Origin of the sequence: Mycobacterium sp. RTGN4, from assembly GCF_033804635.1 — a bacterium.
GTDB lineage: Bacteria > Actinomycetota > Actinomycetes > Mycobacteriales > Mycobacteriaceae > Mycobacterium.
Genome location: NZ_JAPZLB010000020.1, coordinates 61352 through 75097, shown reverse-complemented (window position 1 = coordinate 75097; position 13746 = coordinate 61352). Strand labels below are relative to the sequence as shown.

Annotated in this window: 16 protein-coding genes; 11 read left to right on the top strand and 5 right to left on the bottom strand. The window is 66.2% G+C overall.

The genetic code is table 11. From position 1 onward, the window contains the following. Window positions 1-5 precede the first annotated feature (5 nt). The 4 genes from SLQ30_RS30305 to SLQ30_RS30290 all read left to right on the top strand — a co-directional run bounded on the left by SLQ30_RS30305 (window position 6) and on the right by SLQ30_RS30290 (window position 2780). Window positions 6-434, top strand: a complete 429-nt coding sequence (locus SLQ30_RS30305; RefSeq protein ID WP_319450644.1) for a DUF2752 domain-containing protein — start codon at window positions 6-8, stop codon at window positions 432-434. A gap of 69 nt (window positions 435-503) precedes the next feature. Then, window positions 504-887, top strand: coding sequence for a DUF4190 domain-containing protein (locus SLQ30_RS33205; RefSeq protein WP_413468220.1), 384 nt, complete (start codon window positions 504-506; stop codon window positions 885-887). A gap of 93 nt (window positions 888-980) precedes the next feature. Then, entirely contained in the window at window positions 981-1940 is a 960-nt protein-coding gene (locus tag SLQ30_RS30295; RefSeq protein WP_319450643.1) for a hypothetical protein, read from the top strand. A gap of 87 nt (window positions 1941-2027) precedes the next feature. Further along, on the top strand, window positions 2028-2780 hold the full coding sequence (locus SLQ30_RS30290; RefSeq protein WP_319450642.1) for an RDD family protein: 753 nt from the start codon (window positions 2028-2030) through the stop codon (window positions 2778-2780). A 77-nt stretch (window positions 2781-2857) separates the two neighbouring features. Here the strand turns inward: SLQ30_RS30290 and SLQ30_RS30285 are convergent, their stop codons facing one another. Continuing rightward, window positions 2858-4024 (bottom strand): acyl-CoA dehydrogenase family protein, encoded by a 1167-nt coding sequence (locus SLQ30_RS30285; protein WP_319450641.1) that lies wholly within the window; start codon window positions 4022-4024, stop codon window positions 2858-2860. Window positions 4025-4055: 31 nt separating this feature from the next. Between SLQ30_RS30285 and SLQ30_RS30280 the strand changes: the two genes are divergently transcribed. Beyond that, the gene (locus SLQ30_RS30280) at window positions 4056-5228 is read left to right on the top strand and encodes a cystathionine gamma-synthase (RefSeq protein ID WP_319450640.1); all 1173 of its coding nucleotides are present in this window, start codon (window positions 4056-4058) and stop codon (window positions 5226-5228) included. On the opposite strand, the gene SLQ30_RS30275 is transcribed toward SLQ30_RS30280, so the two are convergent. The 3 genes from SLQ30_RS30275 to SLQ30_RS30265 form a co-directional block, all read right to left on the bottom strand. Continuing rightward, entirely contained in the window at window positions 5220-5882 is a 663-nt protein-coding gene (locus tag SLQ30_RS30275; RefSeq protein ID WP_319450639.1) for a GOLPH3/VPS74 family protein, read from the bottom strand. The two genes, SLQ30_RS30280 and SLQ30_RS30275, sit on opposite strands and share 9 nt — an antisense overlap. Window positions 5883-5911: 29 nt before the next feature. Continuing rightward, the gene (greA, locus tag SLQ30_RS30270) at window positions 5912-6406 is read right to left on the bottom strand and encodes a transcription elongation factor GreA (protein ID WP_319450638.1); all 495 of its coding nucleotides are present in this window, start codon (window positions 6404-6406) and stop codon (window positions 5912-5914) included. 215 nt (window positions 6407-6621) lie between these two features. Then, window positions 6622-7044, bottom strand: a complete 423-nt coding sequence (locus SLQ30_RS30265; protein WP_319450637.1) for a DUF4307 domain-containing protein — start codon at window positions 7042-7044, stop codon at window positions 6622-6624. Between the two features lie 117 nt (window positions 7045-7161). Here SLQ30_RS30265 and mca point away from each other — a divergent pair, with 117 nt between their 5' ends. From mca to SLQ30_RS30245, 4 genes are read left to right on the top strand one after another with little or no spacing between them, the layout of a single operon-like run. Beyond that, window positions 7162-8028: a mycothiol conjugate amidase Mca gene (gene mca, locus SLQ30_RS30260; RefSeq protein WP_319450636.1), complete on the top strand. Its 867-nt coding sequence runs from the start codon at window positions 7162-7164 to the stop codon at window positions 8026-8028. Further along, window positions 8025-8306, top strand: coding sequence for a hypothetical protein (locus SLQ30_RS30255; RefSeq protein ID WP_319450635.1), 282 nt, complete (start codon window positions 8025-8027; stop codon window positions 8304-8306). Before mca ends, SLQ30_RS30255 begins: the two co-directional genes overlap by 4 nt. Continuing rightward, the gene (locus tag SLQ30_RS30250; RefSeq protein ID WP_319450634.1) at window positions 8290-10281 is read left to right on the top strand and encodes a thioredoxin domain-containing protein; all 1992 of its coding nucleotides are present in this window, start codon (window positions 8290-8292) and stop codon (window positions 10279-10281) included. Before SLQ30_RS30255 ends, SLQ30_RS30250 begins: the two co-directional genes overlap by 17 nt. Window positions 10282-10290: 9 nt before the next feature. Beyond that, entirely contained in the window at window positions 10291-10662 is a 372-nt protein-coding gene (locus tag SLQ30_RS30245) for a nuclear transport factor 2 family protein (RefSeq protein ID WP_319450633.1), read from the top strand. A gap of 60 nt (window positions 10663-10722) precedes the next feature. Here SLQ30_RS30245 and trhA read toward each other — a convergent pair whose 3' ends face one another. Next, entirely contained in the window at window positions 10723-11454 is a 732-nt protein-coding gene (gene trhA / locus SLQ30_RS30240) for a PAQR family membrane homeostasis protein TrhA (RefSeq protein ID WP_319450678.1), read from the bottom strand. A 75-nt stretch (window positions 11455-11529) separates the two neighbouring features. On the opposite strand from trhA, the gene SLQ30_RS30235 reads away from it, so the two are divergent. Both SLQ30_RS30235 and SLQ30_RS30230 read left to right on the top strand, forming a co-directional pair. Continuing rightward, complete coding sequence (locus SLQ30_RS30235) at window positions 11530-12324, top strand: (2Z,6E)-farnesyl diphosphate synthase (RefSeq protein WP_319450632.1); 795 nt, start codon at window positions 11530-11532, stop codon at window positions 12322-12324. A gap of 55 nt (window positions 12325-12379) precedes the next feature. Then, window positions 12380-13738: a hypothetical protein gene (locus tag SLQ30_RS30230; RefSeq protein WP_319450631.1), complete on the top strand. Its 1359-nt coding sequence runs from the start codon at window positions 12380-12382 to the stop codon at window positions 13736-13738. Window positions 13739-13746 lie beyond the last annotated feature (8 nt).

Genomic DNA, 13746 nt, shown 5'->3' with positions numbered 1-13746 from the left:
TTTCCATGCAGGACACGCGAACACGGGCGACGCTTGCTCAGCTCGGCGCTCCCGTCGGTCTCGCCGTCGCGGCTGGACTGATGTGTACGGCGGTTTGGGTGGGCGATCCGACGACGCCAGGTGGGCCACTTCCGGTGTGCCCCACCCATGCTTTGCTCGGAATCGACTGTCCCGGCTGTGGCAGCCTGCGGATGCTGTACTCGCTTCTGCACGGAGATATCCACGGCGCCTTGAGGTACAACGCGCTCGGATTCGTGGCCGTGATGTTCCTGCTGTGGGCCTTTGGGGCGTGGACGTATGGCCGCATCGTTGGTCGCAGGATCCGTAGCTGGCAACACTATCGTTGGGCTGCTGTCGGGGCGCTCGTCGTCGTCTCGGTATGGTTCGTCATACGCAACCTGCCGTTCGCGCCGTTCACGGGGCTCTACGTCTAGCGGGCGTCATTCTGCGAAAACCGCACTCTTGCAAAGAATTCCAACAGACACTCAAACAGGGGGAGCTAGTTGACCAATCCGCCACCGCCGGGTTGGGGTTACCCTCCGCCCTCCGATGGAAGTTATCCACCGCCATACGGCGGGTACCCGCAGCCGTACCCCGGCGGGTATCCGCAACCGTATGGCGGGTATCCGGCACCGCTGGGAACCAACGGACTGGCGATTGCATCGTTGGTTGTCTCGCTGGCAAGTCCGCTGCTCTGCTCGCTACTTTCGATCGTCGGCATCGTGCTTGGCGTGGTTGCGCTGAACCAGATCAAGCAAACCGGTCAGCAGGGCCGCGGGCTGGCGTTGGCCGGGATCATCGTCGGCATCGTGCTGATCGTTCTGACCATCGTCGTGATCATCGTCTACATCGCCTTCATGTCCTCTGCAGTCCGCAGCGGGCATTGATCGTCGGACAAAAGCCTTGCCGGACGTGAACTCGCGCAGTCCAATAGTCGTGATCGATACGAAACTGAATAAGTCGCCAAGAGAGGGACACACGTGACCAATCCGCCGCCGCCCCCGCCCGGTGGGAACTACCCACCACCTCCGCCACCACCTCCGCCTCCTGGTGGCGGCGGCTACGGGCCGCCTCCTGGTGGATTCCCGCCGCAGGGTGGCTACCCGCCTCCGCCGCCGCAGGGTGGCTACCCGCCTCCGCCCGGCAGCTACCCGCCTCCGCCCGGCAGCTACCCGCCTCCGCCCGGCGGCTACGGCGCGCCGCCCCCTGGATATCCGCCCGCGGGCGCTCCCGGTTATCCAAATCCCCGGGAAGTAGACATCGGCCAGGCATTTGGGTGGGCATGGAACAAGTTCACCAAGAACGCCGCCGCGCTCATCGTGCCCACGCTCGTCTACGGGTTGGTGATAGGTGCACTCGGCGCGATCGTCTTCTCCATCGCGGGCGCGCTCGCACCTAGTTCCGTTACGACGTACGGCGACTACAGCGCAAGCTATTCGTTCAACTTCGGCTTTCTCAGCCTGCTGGTCCTGCTCTTCGGCGCGATTCTGGTCGCGGTACTGGCGGGCGCTGCACAATCCGCCTACCTGGGTGGCCTGTTGGACATCGCCAACGGCCAGCCGGTGACGATCGGGACCTTCTTTCGGCCGCGCAACCTCGTCAACGTTGTCATCGCGAGCTTCCTCATCGGGGTCGCGTCGGCCATCGGAAGCATCGTGTTCATCGGCTCGTTGGTCGTAGCCCTCTTCACGCTCTTTGCGGTCGTCGCCCTAGTGGAGCGAAACCTCTCGGCCATCGACGGCATCAAGGCGAGCTTCGAGATCGTCAAGAACAACTTCGTACAGGTGCTGATCACTTACCTCATCGTGGCATTGATCATTTCCGTCGGGTTCATAGCGTGCTTCATTGGCATTTTGATCTCTTTGCCGGTGGGCGCCCTCTACCTGGTGTACGCCTACCGCAAGCTGACCGGTGGCGAGGTCGCGCCCTTAACGCCCTGAGCAGTTCCGGCAAACTCCCAGAAATGTGGACCGAATTCTGACCAAGTAAGCGATGATCGCTTCAAAGCCACCACAGAAGGGCTAGCCATGACCAATCCCCCACCTCCGCCTCCGCCCGGAAACTACCCGCCGCCCCCGCCGCCGCCTCCTCCCGGTGGTGGCTACAACCCGCCTCCGCCTCCGCCTCCGCCAGGTGGTGGTTACAACCCGCCGCCGCCCCCGCCGGGCGGTGGTGGATACCCGCCTCCGCCGCCCCCCGGTGGTGGGTACCCGGCGCCGCCGCCGCCGCAGGGCGGATACGCCCCGCCGCCCGTGGGCGGGGGACAGACGCTCCCTCCGGAGGCGTACACGCCGTGGGGGCCACGCGCCCTCGCCGGGCTCATCGACTTCGCCCTACCGCTCGCGCTTGGGATCGGCATCGGCTGGGGCATCCTGCTTGGCACCCAGGAGTGCGTCGACCTCAACGAAGCCTTCGGCGGCGACTACGGCGATCTGAGCGGCGGATTCAGCGGGCAGGTATGCGGCGCGTCCACGTTGGGACAGATTTCCGTCGTGGTATTCCCCCTGCTGGCGGTGTTGTTCATCCTCTGGAACAGCGGGATCAAGCAGGGCGCCTCGGGCCAGAGCATCGGCAAGGGCATCCTGAAGTTCAAGGTGGTCGACGAGGTTACGGGCCAGCCGATCGGTGCAGGCAAGTCCGTGCTGCGCGAACTCGTTTACCTCGTCGCCTACGGCGTTTGCGGCATCGTGTGGCTCGTTGCCGTGCTGTTCCCGCTGTGGGATCCCAAACGCCAGACGCTGATCGATAAGTTGTTCACAACCGTAGCCCTGCCGGTCTGACACACAGGACGTTGATCGGCCCGCCAGCCTAGTGCCGGCGGGCCGATGTGTTTCGCAGTGGTGCAGCGGGATTCGCGTCAGCGGAACGCGCTGACCCCGGTGAGCGCCTCGGCGATGACGAGCTGGTGCACCTCGGAGGTGCCCTCGTAGGTCAGCACGGACTCGAGGTTGTTGGCGTGCCGGATCACCGGGTATTCCAACGTGATTCCGTTGGCGCCCAACAACGTCCGGCACTGACGGGCGATCTTGATGGCCTCGCGGACATTGTTGAGCTTGCCGAAGCTGACCTGCTCCGGCTTGATCTTGCCGTCGTCTTTGAGCCTGCCCAGATGTAGCGCCAGCAACTGCGCCTTGCCCAGTTCGACTGCCATGTCGGCGATCTTGGCCTGCGTCAGTTGGTAGCCGGCGAGCGGTTTGTCGAAGACCTCGCGTGTGCCCACGTAGTCTAAGGCGGTCTGCAGACAATCTCGGGCCGCACCGACGGCGCCGAAGACGATGCCGAACCGGGCCTCTGACAGGCACGCCAAGGGACCCGACAAGCCCCGTGCGCCCGGCAGTTTCGCTTCGTCGGGCAGTCGGACGTCGTCGAGGCTGAACTCCGAAGTGACCGAGGCCCGCAGCGACATCTTGTGGGTCATCTCCCTGGCGCTGAACCCGGGCGTCGAGGTCGGCACCGCGAATCCGATCACGCCCTCCTCGGCTCGCGCCCAGACGATCGCCACGTCCGCGACCGACGCGTTGGTGATCCACATCTTGGAGCCGTTGAGCACCCAGTCGGACCCGTCGCGGCGCGCCGTCGTCCGCATGCCGCCGGGGTTCGATCCGAAGTCCGGCTCGGTCAAGCCGAAGCACCCGATCAGCTCGCCAGCGGCCATGCCCGGCAGCCACTGCTCACGCTGCTCTTCGCTGCCCCAGTGGTGAATCGCGAACATTGCCAGCGAACCCTGCACCGAAACCAGGCTGCGCAGCCCGCTGTCGACGGCCTCCAACTCCTGACACACCAATCCGTACGCGGTGGCCGTCGAACCGCCGCAGCCGTATCCGGTCAGGTGCATGCCGAGCAGTCCCAGCTTCCCGATCTCGGCCGCCAGATCCCGGACTGGCACTTCCCCTGATTCGAACCATTCCGCGATGTGTGGGCGCAGGCGCTGGTCGCCGAACTGCCTGACCATGGCACGTAGTTCGAGATCCTCGGCGCTCAGTAGCGAGTCGAGGTCGAGCAGACTTTCGATCGTGGTGGCCATGGTGAATTTCTACACCGTTAGGCTTTCGACCATGAGCGAGCAGCGCAGTAAGGCAGACGCATACCGCGCATACGGTCCGGCGACCAAGGCCATTCACGCCGGATACCGTCCCGACCCGGCCACCGGGGCGGTCAACGCGCCCATCTACGCAAGTTCGACGTTCGCACAGGACGGCGTCGGCGGACTGCGGGCGGGCTTCGAATATGCGCGGACCGGCAATCCCACCCGCGCGGCGCTGGAGGCCGGCCTGGCGGCCGTCGAGCACGCCGCGTACGGACGGGCGTTCAGTTCGGGCATGGCGGCCACCGACTGCGCGCTGCGCGCCATCCTCCGCCCCGGCGACCACATCGTCATCCCCGACGATGCCTACGGGGGTACGTTCCGGCTCGTCGACAAGGTCTTCACGCTGTGGGGGATCGAGCACACGCCCGCCGCGCTGTCCGACCTCGACGCGGTGCGTGCGGCGATCACGGACCAGACCAAGCTGATCTGGGTCGAGACGCCGACGAATCCGCTGCTGACGATCGCCGACATCTCCGCGATCGTGGAGTTGGCCTCGACGTCGGGGATAAAGGTGTTGGTGGACAACACCTTTGCCTCTCCGGCCCTGCAGCAGCCGCTGCGACTCGGCGCCGACGTGGTGCTGCACTCGACCACCAAGTACATCGGCGGGCATTCCGACGTCGTGGGCGGCGCGCTGCTGACCAACGACGAGGAACTCGACGACGCCTTCGCGTTCCTGCAGAACGGCGCGGGCGCGGTGCCCGGCCCGTTCGACGCATACCTGACGATGCGGGGGCTCAAGACGCTGCCGCTGCGCATGGAACGGCACAGCGCGAACGCCGCGCTGGTGGCCGAATTCCTGGTAGGGCATCCCGCGATCGAGACAGTGTTGTATCCAGGCCTGCCCACCCATCCCAATCACGAGGTCGCGGCGCAACAGATGAGCGCGTTCGGAGGCATGGTGTCGGTGCGGCTGCGAGGTGGCAGCGAGGCCGCGCGAAACCTTTGCGCGCGCACCGAGATCTTCATCCTGGCAGAGTCCCTCGGTGGCGTCGAGTCGCTCATCGAGTTCCCCGGCGCGATGACGCATGCGTCCACAGCGGGTTCGCAATTGGAGGTGCCCGACGACTTGGTGCGGCTGTCGGTCGGGATCGAAGACGTCGCGGATCTGCTCGGTGATCTGGAGCAGGCGCTACGCTAGGGCGCCCCGCAGCACCGACGCCGTCACCGCGAGATTGATTTCGGGGAGCGCGGTCGGATACTCGTTTACCCAACTGCCACTGGCGATTTCGGTTGCGCGAGCGTGCACCCAGCGCCAGCCCCGGTCGTTGAGGCTGAGCAACGCGCCCAGCCCGTCCACCGCGTGCAGTAGCGACACGATGGCAGCCGTCGACGGGGTGGGCGGCATTCGGTCGAACAACGCCGACAGCAGCGCGACGCGCGCGTGTGCCGCCCGCTCCCTGTTGATCAGCGGCCAGGCGGCGACGTCGCTGAATCGTTTGGCGGACAGCGGGATGTGCCGAAGCTGTCCCATTCGCTCCAGGTGTAGCGAAATGTGCTCCTGCGCGTTCTTGCGAAGTTTCGACACTGCGCCGGATGGCCGCAATGGCCGCTGCTCGAGCAATCGGAAGGCAGGCTCGACGATCGGATCGAGCGGTCCGTTGCCCGCGAGTGCCACCAGGCGACCCGGCTCGAACGGCTCACCGGGGACGGCGGGCCGGACCCGACAGGTGAAGGCCAGGTCGAGGAGAATCGCACCGGCCAGCACCCGCTCGCAGCGGTCACGTTCTAGCGCTGGATTTCCTGACGCGTTGTCGAGCAGCAAGAGGAGCAAGTCCTCAGCGATTTGCGCCATGAACGGACGCTAGCCCCCGACCAGCCGGGCTAGGTGTGGTAGGGCTCCGCGCTGACGAGCGTGACCTTCATGGTGCCACCGTTGGGCACCGAGTATTCCTTGGTCTCGCCTTCCTTCGCGTCGAGCAGCGCGCTGCCGAGCGGTGAATTGGGCGAGTAGACCTCGAGCTTGGCGTCGCCGACACCCTCGAGGCGGGTCGCGATCAGGAACGTCTCGGTGTCCTTCTGGTCGCCGTTGAAGTACACCTTCACGACGGACCCGACCAGGGCGACGCCCGATTGCTTCGGCGCTTCGCCCACCTTGACGTTGCTGAGCAGCTCCTGCAGTTGCCGGATGCGGGCCTCTTGCTGGCCTTGCTCCTCGCGCACTGCGTGGTACCCGGCGTTCTCCCGGAGATCACCCTCCTCGCGGCGATCGTTGATCTCCGCGGCGATGATGGGCTTGTTGGCGATCAGCTCCTCGAGCTCCGCCTTGGCCTGGTCGTAGGCGTCTTGGGTCAGCCAGGTGACCTGCGTGTCAGTCATGTCGCCGCGCTCCTGTCCTCATCGTCTTCAGCGCTTCTCTGATCTGAAAAGTTCTTGTTGATTGCCGCGATCGCGAACGCTTGGGAGCGCAATAAAGCAGCAATACACGGCTCCCCTGGGAACCGTGTACCCGACCACAGTACCACCGCGGGGTCAGCCGATTTTCACGTATTCGCAGTTCGGCGTTTGTTGCATGGTCGCTTGGCGGCTCGCGCTCAGGGTGCGCGCAGATAGGGCGGGACGTCGGTCCCGCAACCGTAGACATCGCCCATCGCCGGAGGCTTGCTTGTCTTCACGATGGCGGTGACCTGCACCGTTGCCTGCGATGAGGGCGGCACCAGCACTTCCCGTCGTCCGGTCTCGCTACCGTCGAGCGAGCGCGCCCTCAGGATGCAGACCACCGGCTGCGACGGGTCCTTCCGGGTGACGCTGACGGTGACATCGACAGTCTCGCTGTCGACCAATTGGTAGCCGGCCAAGTCGCCCTTGACGTCACCGGTGCCGAGGCGTTGGAAGCCGACGAACGCGATCGCCACGCCGACCGCGACAATCACTACCGATAGGCCGATCAGGATGCCGCGGCGGGCTCTCCGCGGCATCCGCTGGCGCCCATAGCGGGCGGCGGGGCGCTCGATCATCAGCTCGGGGGTGCCCCTTAGAACGGTCGGCGTAGGTCTGCTGGAACTATAGGACCAACCCGAGTTGTTGGAACTCACCGACGAGTCCCGACGAATCAAGCGATCAGGTAGGCACTAGTGAGCGAACTGCGGTTGATGGCGGTGCACGCCCACCCGGACGACGAGTCCAGCAAGGGCGCCGCCACGATGGCCCGCTATGCCGACGAGGGCGCCAGGGTCATGGTGGTGACGCTGACCGGAGGCGAGCGCGGCGACATCCTGAACCCTGCGATGGACCTGCCCGACGTGCACGGCCGGATTCATGAGATCCGCATCGACGAGATGGCCAGGGCAGCCGAGATCCTCGGCGTCGAACAGCACTGGCTGGGGTTCGTGGACTCCGGACTTCCCGAGGGCGATCCGCTGCCCCCGCTGCCCGAGGGATGCTTCGCGTTGGTCCCGCTTGCCGAGTCCACGGAGCGACTGGTCCGCGTGATACGCGAATTCAAACCGCACGTGCTGACCACCTACGACGAGCACGGGGGCTATCCGCATCCCGATCACATCCGTTGCCACGAGGTGTCGATGGCCGCCTACGAGGCGGCCGCAGATTACCGGCTGTTCCCCGACGCGGGCGAACCGTGGAGCGTGTCGAAGCTGTACTACAACCACGGCTTCCTACGGAAGCGCATGCAGCTGTTCCAGGACGAGTTCGCCAAGAACGGCGAGGTTGGTCCGTTCGAGAAGTGGCTCAAGGACTGGGACCCGGAGTTGGACGTCGTCGCCACCCGTATCACCACCAGCGTCGAATGCTCGAAGTACTTTGGGCAACGGGACGACGCGCTTCGTGCGCACGCTACTCAGATCGACCCGAAGAGCTTTTTCTTCACCACGCCCATGGAGTGGCAGCAGCGGCTGTGGCCCACCGAGGAGTACGAATTGGCGCGCTCGCGGGTGCCTGTCACCCTTCCTGAGGACGACCTCTTCGCAGGGATCGACCCGTGACTGACACCGTTGTGTTGATCGCCGGGTTGCTCGCCGACGAAACCCCGCGCGATACGGGTCCCGACTTCGGCAAGGCCAGCCCCATCGGCCTCGTCGTCGTGGTGCTGTTGCTGATCGCCACCTTCCTGCTGGTGTGGTCGATGAACAAGCAACTCAAGAAACTGCCCGAGTCGTTCGACCCGGAGCGCCCCGAGCCTGACCAGGCCGTCGACGACGGAACCGTCGGGCTTCCCGGCGATCCCTCTGACGGCGAGATCACGCGTGAGCCAGGGGGCTAACGGGCTGGGGGAGGCCACCAGCCCCTATCTGCGCCAACACGCCGACAATCCGGTGCACTGGCAGCAGTGGACGCCCGATGCGCTCGCCGAGGCCGAAAGACGTGACGTCCCAATCCTTTTGTCGATCGGCTACGCGGCGTGCCACTGGTGTCACGTGATGGCCCACGAATCCTTCGAGGACGACGAGGTGGCCGCGGCGATGAACGCCGACTTCGTCTGCATCAAGGTAGACCGCGAGGAACGGCCTGATCTGGACGCGGTCTACATGAGTGCCACGGTCGCGTTGACGGGCCAGGGCGGCTGGCCGATGACGTGCTTCCTGACCGCGGACGGGCGACCGTTCTTCTGCGGCACGTATTACCCGAAGTCGGGCTTCCTCCAGTTGCTGGAGGCGGTCGCGGACACCTGGCGCAACCGGCGCGACGAAGTCGAGCAGTCATCCGATCAGATCGCGGGCGAACTCCGCGCGATGGCAGCGGGCCTGCCAGGCGATGGACCCCCGTTGACACCCGAGGTGTGTGATCTCGCCGTCGCCGCGGTACTGCGCGACGAAGATGCTGCGCGAGGCGGATTCGGTCGTGCTCCGAAGTTTCCGCCGTCGGCGTTGCTGGAGGCGCTGCTGCGCAGCCACGAAAGGACCGGTGCCACTGACTCGTTGGCGGCTGTGGACCGGGCGTGCACGGCGATGGCGCGGGGCGGCATCTACGACCAGCTGGCCGGCGGCTTCGCCCGCTACAGCGTGGACGCGTCGTGGGTGGTGCCGCACTTCGAGAAGATGCTCTATGACAACGCGCTGCTGCTTCGGGTCTACGCGCATTGGTGGCGGCGGACGGGAAACCCGCTGGCGCGCAAGATTTGTAGTGAGACCGCCGCTTTCATCATCGACGGACTGAGTGCCGACGGCATGTTCACCTCGTCGTTGGATGCCGATACCGACGGGCGCGAGGGCCTGACTTACGTCTGGACGCCGGGGCAGCTGCGCGACGTGCTCGGTGATGACGACGGGCGTTGGGCTGCAGATATTTTCACGGTCACCGACGAAGGCACGTTCGAACACGGGAACTCGGTGCTCCAACTGTTGACCGACCCCGACGACGCCGACAGGTTCGCCAGGGTGCGCGCGGCGCTGTCTGCGCACCGAAGGGGTCGGCCACAACCGGCTCGCGACGACAAGGTGATCGCGGCATGGAACGGGTTTGCCATCACTGCGCTGGCGGAAGCGTCGGTCGCGCTCGGTGCACCCGAATTGCTCACCGCTGCAACGACATGCGCCCGGGCTTTGCTCGAACTGCACCTCGTCGACGGACGGCTGCGGCGGGCCAGCCTCGGTCGCCGGGTTGGCGACAGCGTGGCCATCCTCGAGGATCACGCGGCCTTGGCGACCGGCCTGTTCACGCTCTATCAGAACAGCGGGGACAGGACATGGCTGAGTGCGGCGACGGCGTTGGTCGACGACGCCATTGCACACTTCGCCGATCCCGAACGACCCGGCCACTGGTACGACACCGCCGACGACGCCGCCGCTCTCGTGGTGCGGCCAGCCGACCCCGTCGACGGCGCGACCCCGTCAGGTGCCGCACTGATGGCCGAGGCGCTCCAGTTGGCGGCCCACCTCGTGCCGTCGGAGCGCTACGCAAACCTGGCCACCGCCACGCTGCAGTCGGGCACACCGCTGTTGACCAAGCTGGCCAGATCGGCCGGGCACTGGCTGGCCGTCGCCGAGGCTGCCGTGCGCGGGCCCATCCAAATCGCCGTCGCCTGCGACCCCGAACGGTCGCAATTGCTGGCCACGGCAAGGCATTTGGCGCCCGGCGGGGCGATCGTGATCGGCGGCGAAGTTGATTCGTCCGAGCTGCTGGCCGACCGTGACCGAATCGGCGGCCGCGACGCCGCGTACGTGTGCCGCGGACGGGTATGCGATCTGCCCGTCACGACCCCGGAGGAACTCGCCACCGCGCTGAGTCCGTCCGTGTAGTTTCGGCACATGCCGTCACCCGAAGACAACGCCAAGACCGTCCACCGGTACCTAGAGCTTGCTGCGCAAGGCCGGGCCGACGACGTTGCAGCGCTCTACGCGAGCGACGCCACTGTCGAAGATCCCGTCGGCGGAGAGGTTCACATCGGCCGCGAAGCCATTCGCGGGTTCTATGGCGCCCTTCCGACGACGGGCGCGGAGGCGGAAGTGTTCACGCTGCGGACACTCGGCCATGAGGCGGCGTTCTTCTGGGCGCTCACGATCGACCTGGGCGAGAGCAAGATGCGCATCGAGATCATCAGTGTCATGACGTTCGACGACGACGCGAAGATCACGTCGATGAAGGCCTACTGGACCCCGGAGAACGTCACCCAGCTTTAGTGATTTCGGCGCGCAATTCGGTGCCCACCCCGGAAAACCGCGCCGAAATCGGGAGGGGGATCAGTAGAAGACCGCGAACCACATCGCGATGTAATGGCAGATCGCGGCGACCGCCGTGCACGCGTGGAAGAACTCGTGATGGCCGAACGTCGTCGGCCACGGGTTCGGCCACTTGAGCCCGTAGAGCACGCCGCCGATGCTGTACAGCGCGCCGCCGACGATCAGTAGTACCAAAGCCGCAACGCCCGCGCCGTGCATGATCGGCACGATGAACCACGCGGCCACCCAACCCAGCAGCAGGTACAGCGGCACGCCGACCCACGCCGGGGCCGACGGCCAGCACATCTTGAGCAACACTCCCGCGAATGCCCCGGCCCAGACGATCCAGAACAACACCATGCCGGACTTCGACGGCAGCGCCAGGAGCGCGAACGGCGTATAGCTGCCCGCGATGAAGATGAAGATCATCGAGTGGTCGGCACGCTTCATCCACTTGCGCGCCGTCGCCGACTTCCAGGTCACCCGGTGGTACGTGCCGCTGACGGCGAACATCGCAACGATGGTGAACGTGTAGAGCAGCGTGGCAAGGCCTGCCCTGGTGGACCCGACCGACCACGACACCGACACCAGCGCGGCGCCTGCGATGAAGGCCACGATGGCGGAGTAGACGTGGATCCAGCCGCGGGCGCGCGGTCTGCCGAGGAACTGCGCAACGCCGTCAACCACCGCCTCGGGAAGATCCTCGGCGTAAACGCGCGGCGGCTGCTGCTGCGCTTCGTCCGCAGTGTCTATGGAGAAGTCGGTACTGGCCACTGTCACCTCCAACTGGCATGGGGGTACTCGGAGATAACAGTAGTCTGGTTTGTTGTGGAGATCATTCCCCCGCGCCTCAAGGAGCCGGCCTACCGGCTGTACGAGATGCGGTTGCGTCAGGAGCTGGCGCAGTCCAAAGCGCAACTCCCGCGCCACATCGCAGTGCTGTGCGACGGCAACCGCCGATGGGCCCGTGACGCAGGCCACGACGACGTCAACTACGGATACCGCGTCGGCGCCGCCAAGATCGCGGAGATGCTGCGCTGGTGCCAGGAAATCGGCGTCGAGATGGCAACTGTGTATCTGCTGTCGACCGAGAACCTGCAACGCGACCCGACCGAGCTGGCCTCGCTGATAGAGATCATCACCGACGTCGTCGAAGAGATCTGCGCGCCTGCCAACCAATGGAGCGTGCGTACCGTCGGCGATCTCGAACTGCTCGGCGAGGAGCCTGCTCGCCGGCTGCGCGACGCCGTCGACTCGACCAACGGCGCGGCCGCAGGCTCGTTCCACGTCAACGTGGCCGTCGGTTACGGCGGGCGCCAGGAGATCGCCGACGCCGTGCGCGCGCTGTTGAGCAAGGAACTCGCCAACGGTGCGACGGCCGAGCAGCTGGTCGAGGCCGTCACCGTCGACGCGATCTCTGAGAACCTCTACACCTCGGGGCAGCCGGATCCCGACCTCGTCATCAGGACGTCGGGGGAGCAGCGGCTGTCCGGATTCCTGCTGTGGCAGAGCGCCTATTCGGAGATGTGGTTCACCGAGGCGCATTGGCCGGCCTTCCGGCGCGTCGACTTCCTACGCGCGTTGCGCGACTACACGCTGAGGCATCGTCGCTACGGTCAGTAGCGGCGGGCAGGAGCGAAGCGACCGGGGGATTAGCGCGACATGACAAACTGAACACGTGGCTGCGATGTCCGCAGTGGTGTTCGGCCTGAGCTGGTGGCTCGGGCTCTATCTGTTGGCGCGTGACCCCCGCAAGCCCGTGCTGGTGCTGGCCGCGCTCGGACTGACGAGCTTCGCCCTCGTCGTCGCGTTGGACGCGGTGCGGGTGACCCATGGATCTCATTCCGCCCTGCTGAGCCAACTCGAGGTGTATCTGGTCGTCGTGCCGGGGGTGGCATGGTGCGCGGTCCTACTCGAACTGTCCCGTTCCAGCGACACGTGGCGCAGCCGCGTCGGTGACATGGTGGCGGTCGCGGGTGTCGCGGTGCTGGCCGTCGTCGGGGCGACGCTCGCCGGTGGCGTGAACGGCCCGCTGCGGCTTGGACATTGGGTGATGTTCGGCGCGATCTCGGTGTCCACACTTGGGGCGATGATCGTCGCGGTGCGACGGCAGAGCAGACCGCGCCGGGCGCTCGGCGTGGCCGTCGTCGCCACGTTGTTCTTCGCGCTGGGCAACGCGATTCTGGTGGTACCGCTGGGCTTGGTGCCCAGTTGGCTGGCGTTGGCGTCGACGGGCTGCGACGTGCTGCTGCTCGGCGTTGCGGTGGCGCTGTGGGATGCGTTCGACGAAGGGCAGGCGCTGCGTGCCGACATGCGGCGGTCGTTCATCGGAACCGTCGTCGTCGCGGCACTCTTCGGCGGACAGGCGCTGATCGGGATGGCGGTGACCACCGAGCGCACCGCGTTGACCGTGTTGCTGTTCACCAGCATTGGCATCGCAATCGCGATCAACGTGCTGGCAGATCCGCTGGCGGTGGTGCTCGACCGGCTGGCGTTCTCGAAGTCTCCGGATCTGCGGGCCGGCCGCGCCGCGCTGCGTGACGCCGAGGCAGCGCTGCCGCTGCGCTCGGACAACCCGCTCGACGACGTCAGCGACGAGACGTTCGTGCGGCTCACCCGTCGGGCACTCGGCCACTATGGCGATCTGTCGAAACTGGTCGCCAGCCCGCTCACGACGCTGCCGGCCATCGACGCGCGGCTAGCCTCGCGCGACGCACCCGATCAACCGCTCGAGCGCGCCAACGAACTCAAGGCGCTACTGGCCGACCGGATCGCCGCGCTCAAGCCCCGCGACGGCGGTGACTTCGGCACCACCGAACAGTGGCGGTACTACAACTCGCTGTACTTCCCGTACGTCGTCGGTGTGCGGGCCTACGCGCAGAACGCCACCGCCGCCGGGCTTGATCCGGTCGCTCGCCAGGCGTGGCAGTGGTTCGTCACCGAAGTGCCGCAGCGCTCCCTACACAACTGGCAGAACGCGGCAGCGCGCGTCATCGCAGCCGATCTGCGCGGGACTCCGGTGCCTGCGTCGTCTTGACCCGCGTG

Bases quoted from the DNA above. Each gene is read 5' to 3' on its own strand.
- SLQ30_RS30245 (WP_319450633.1), top strand. From the start codon at position 10,291: ATGCCGTCACCCGAAGACAACGCCAAGACCGTCCACCGGTACCTAGAG.
- greA (WP_319450638.1), bottom strand. From the start codon at position 6,406: ATGACTGACACGCAGGTCACCTGGCTGACCCAAGACGCCTACGACCAG.
- SLQ30_RS30305 (WP_319450644.1), top strand. From the start codon at position 6: ATGCAGGACACGCGAACACGGGCGACGCTTGCTCAGCTCGGCGCTCCC.
- SLQ30_RS30285 (WP_319450641.1), bottom strand. From the start codon at position 4,024: ATGGCCACCACGATCGAAAGTCTGCTCGACCTCGACTCGCTACTGAGC.
- SLQ30_RS30280 (WP_319450640.1), top strand. From the start codon at position 4,056: ATGAGCGAGCAGCGCAGTAAGGCAGACGCATACCGCGCATACGGTCCG.
- SLQ30_RS30265 (WP_319450637.1), bottom strand. From the start codon at position 7,044: ATGATCGAGCGCCCCGCCGCCCGCTATGGGCGCCAGCGGATGCCGCGG.
- SLQ30_RS30275 (WP_319450639.1), bottom strand. From the start codon at position 5,882: ATGGCGCAAATCGCTGAGGACTTGCTCCTCTTGCTGCTCGACAACGCG.
- SLQ30_RS30290 (WP_319450642.1), top strand. From the start codon at position 2,028: ATGACCAATCCCCCACCTCCGCCTCCGCCCGGAAACTACCCGCCGCCC.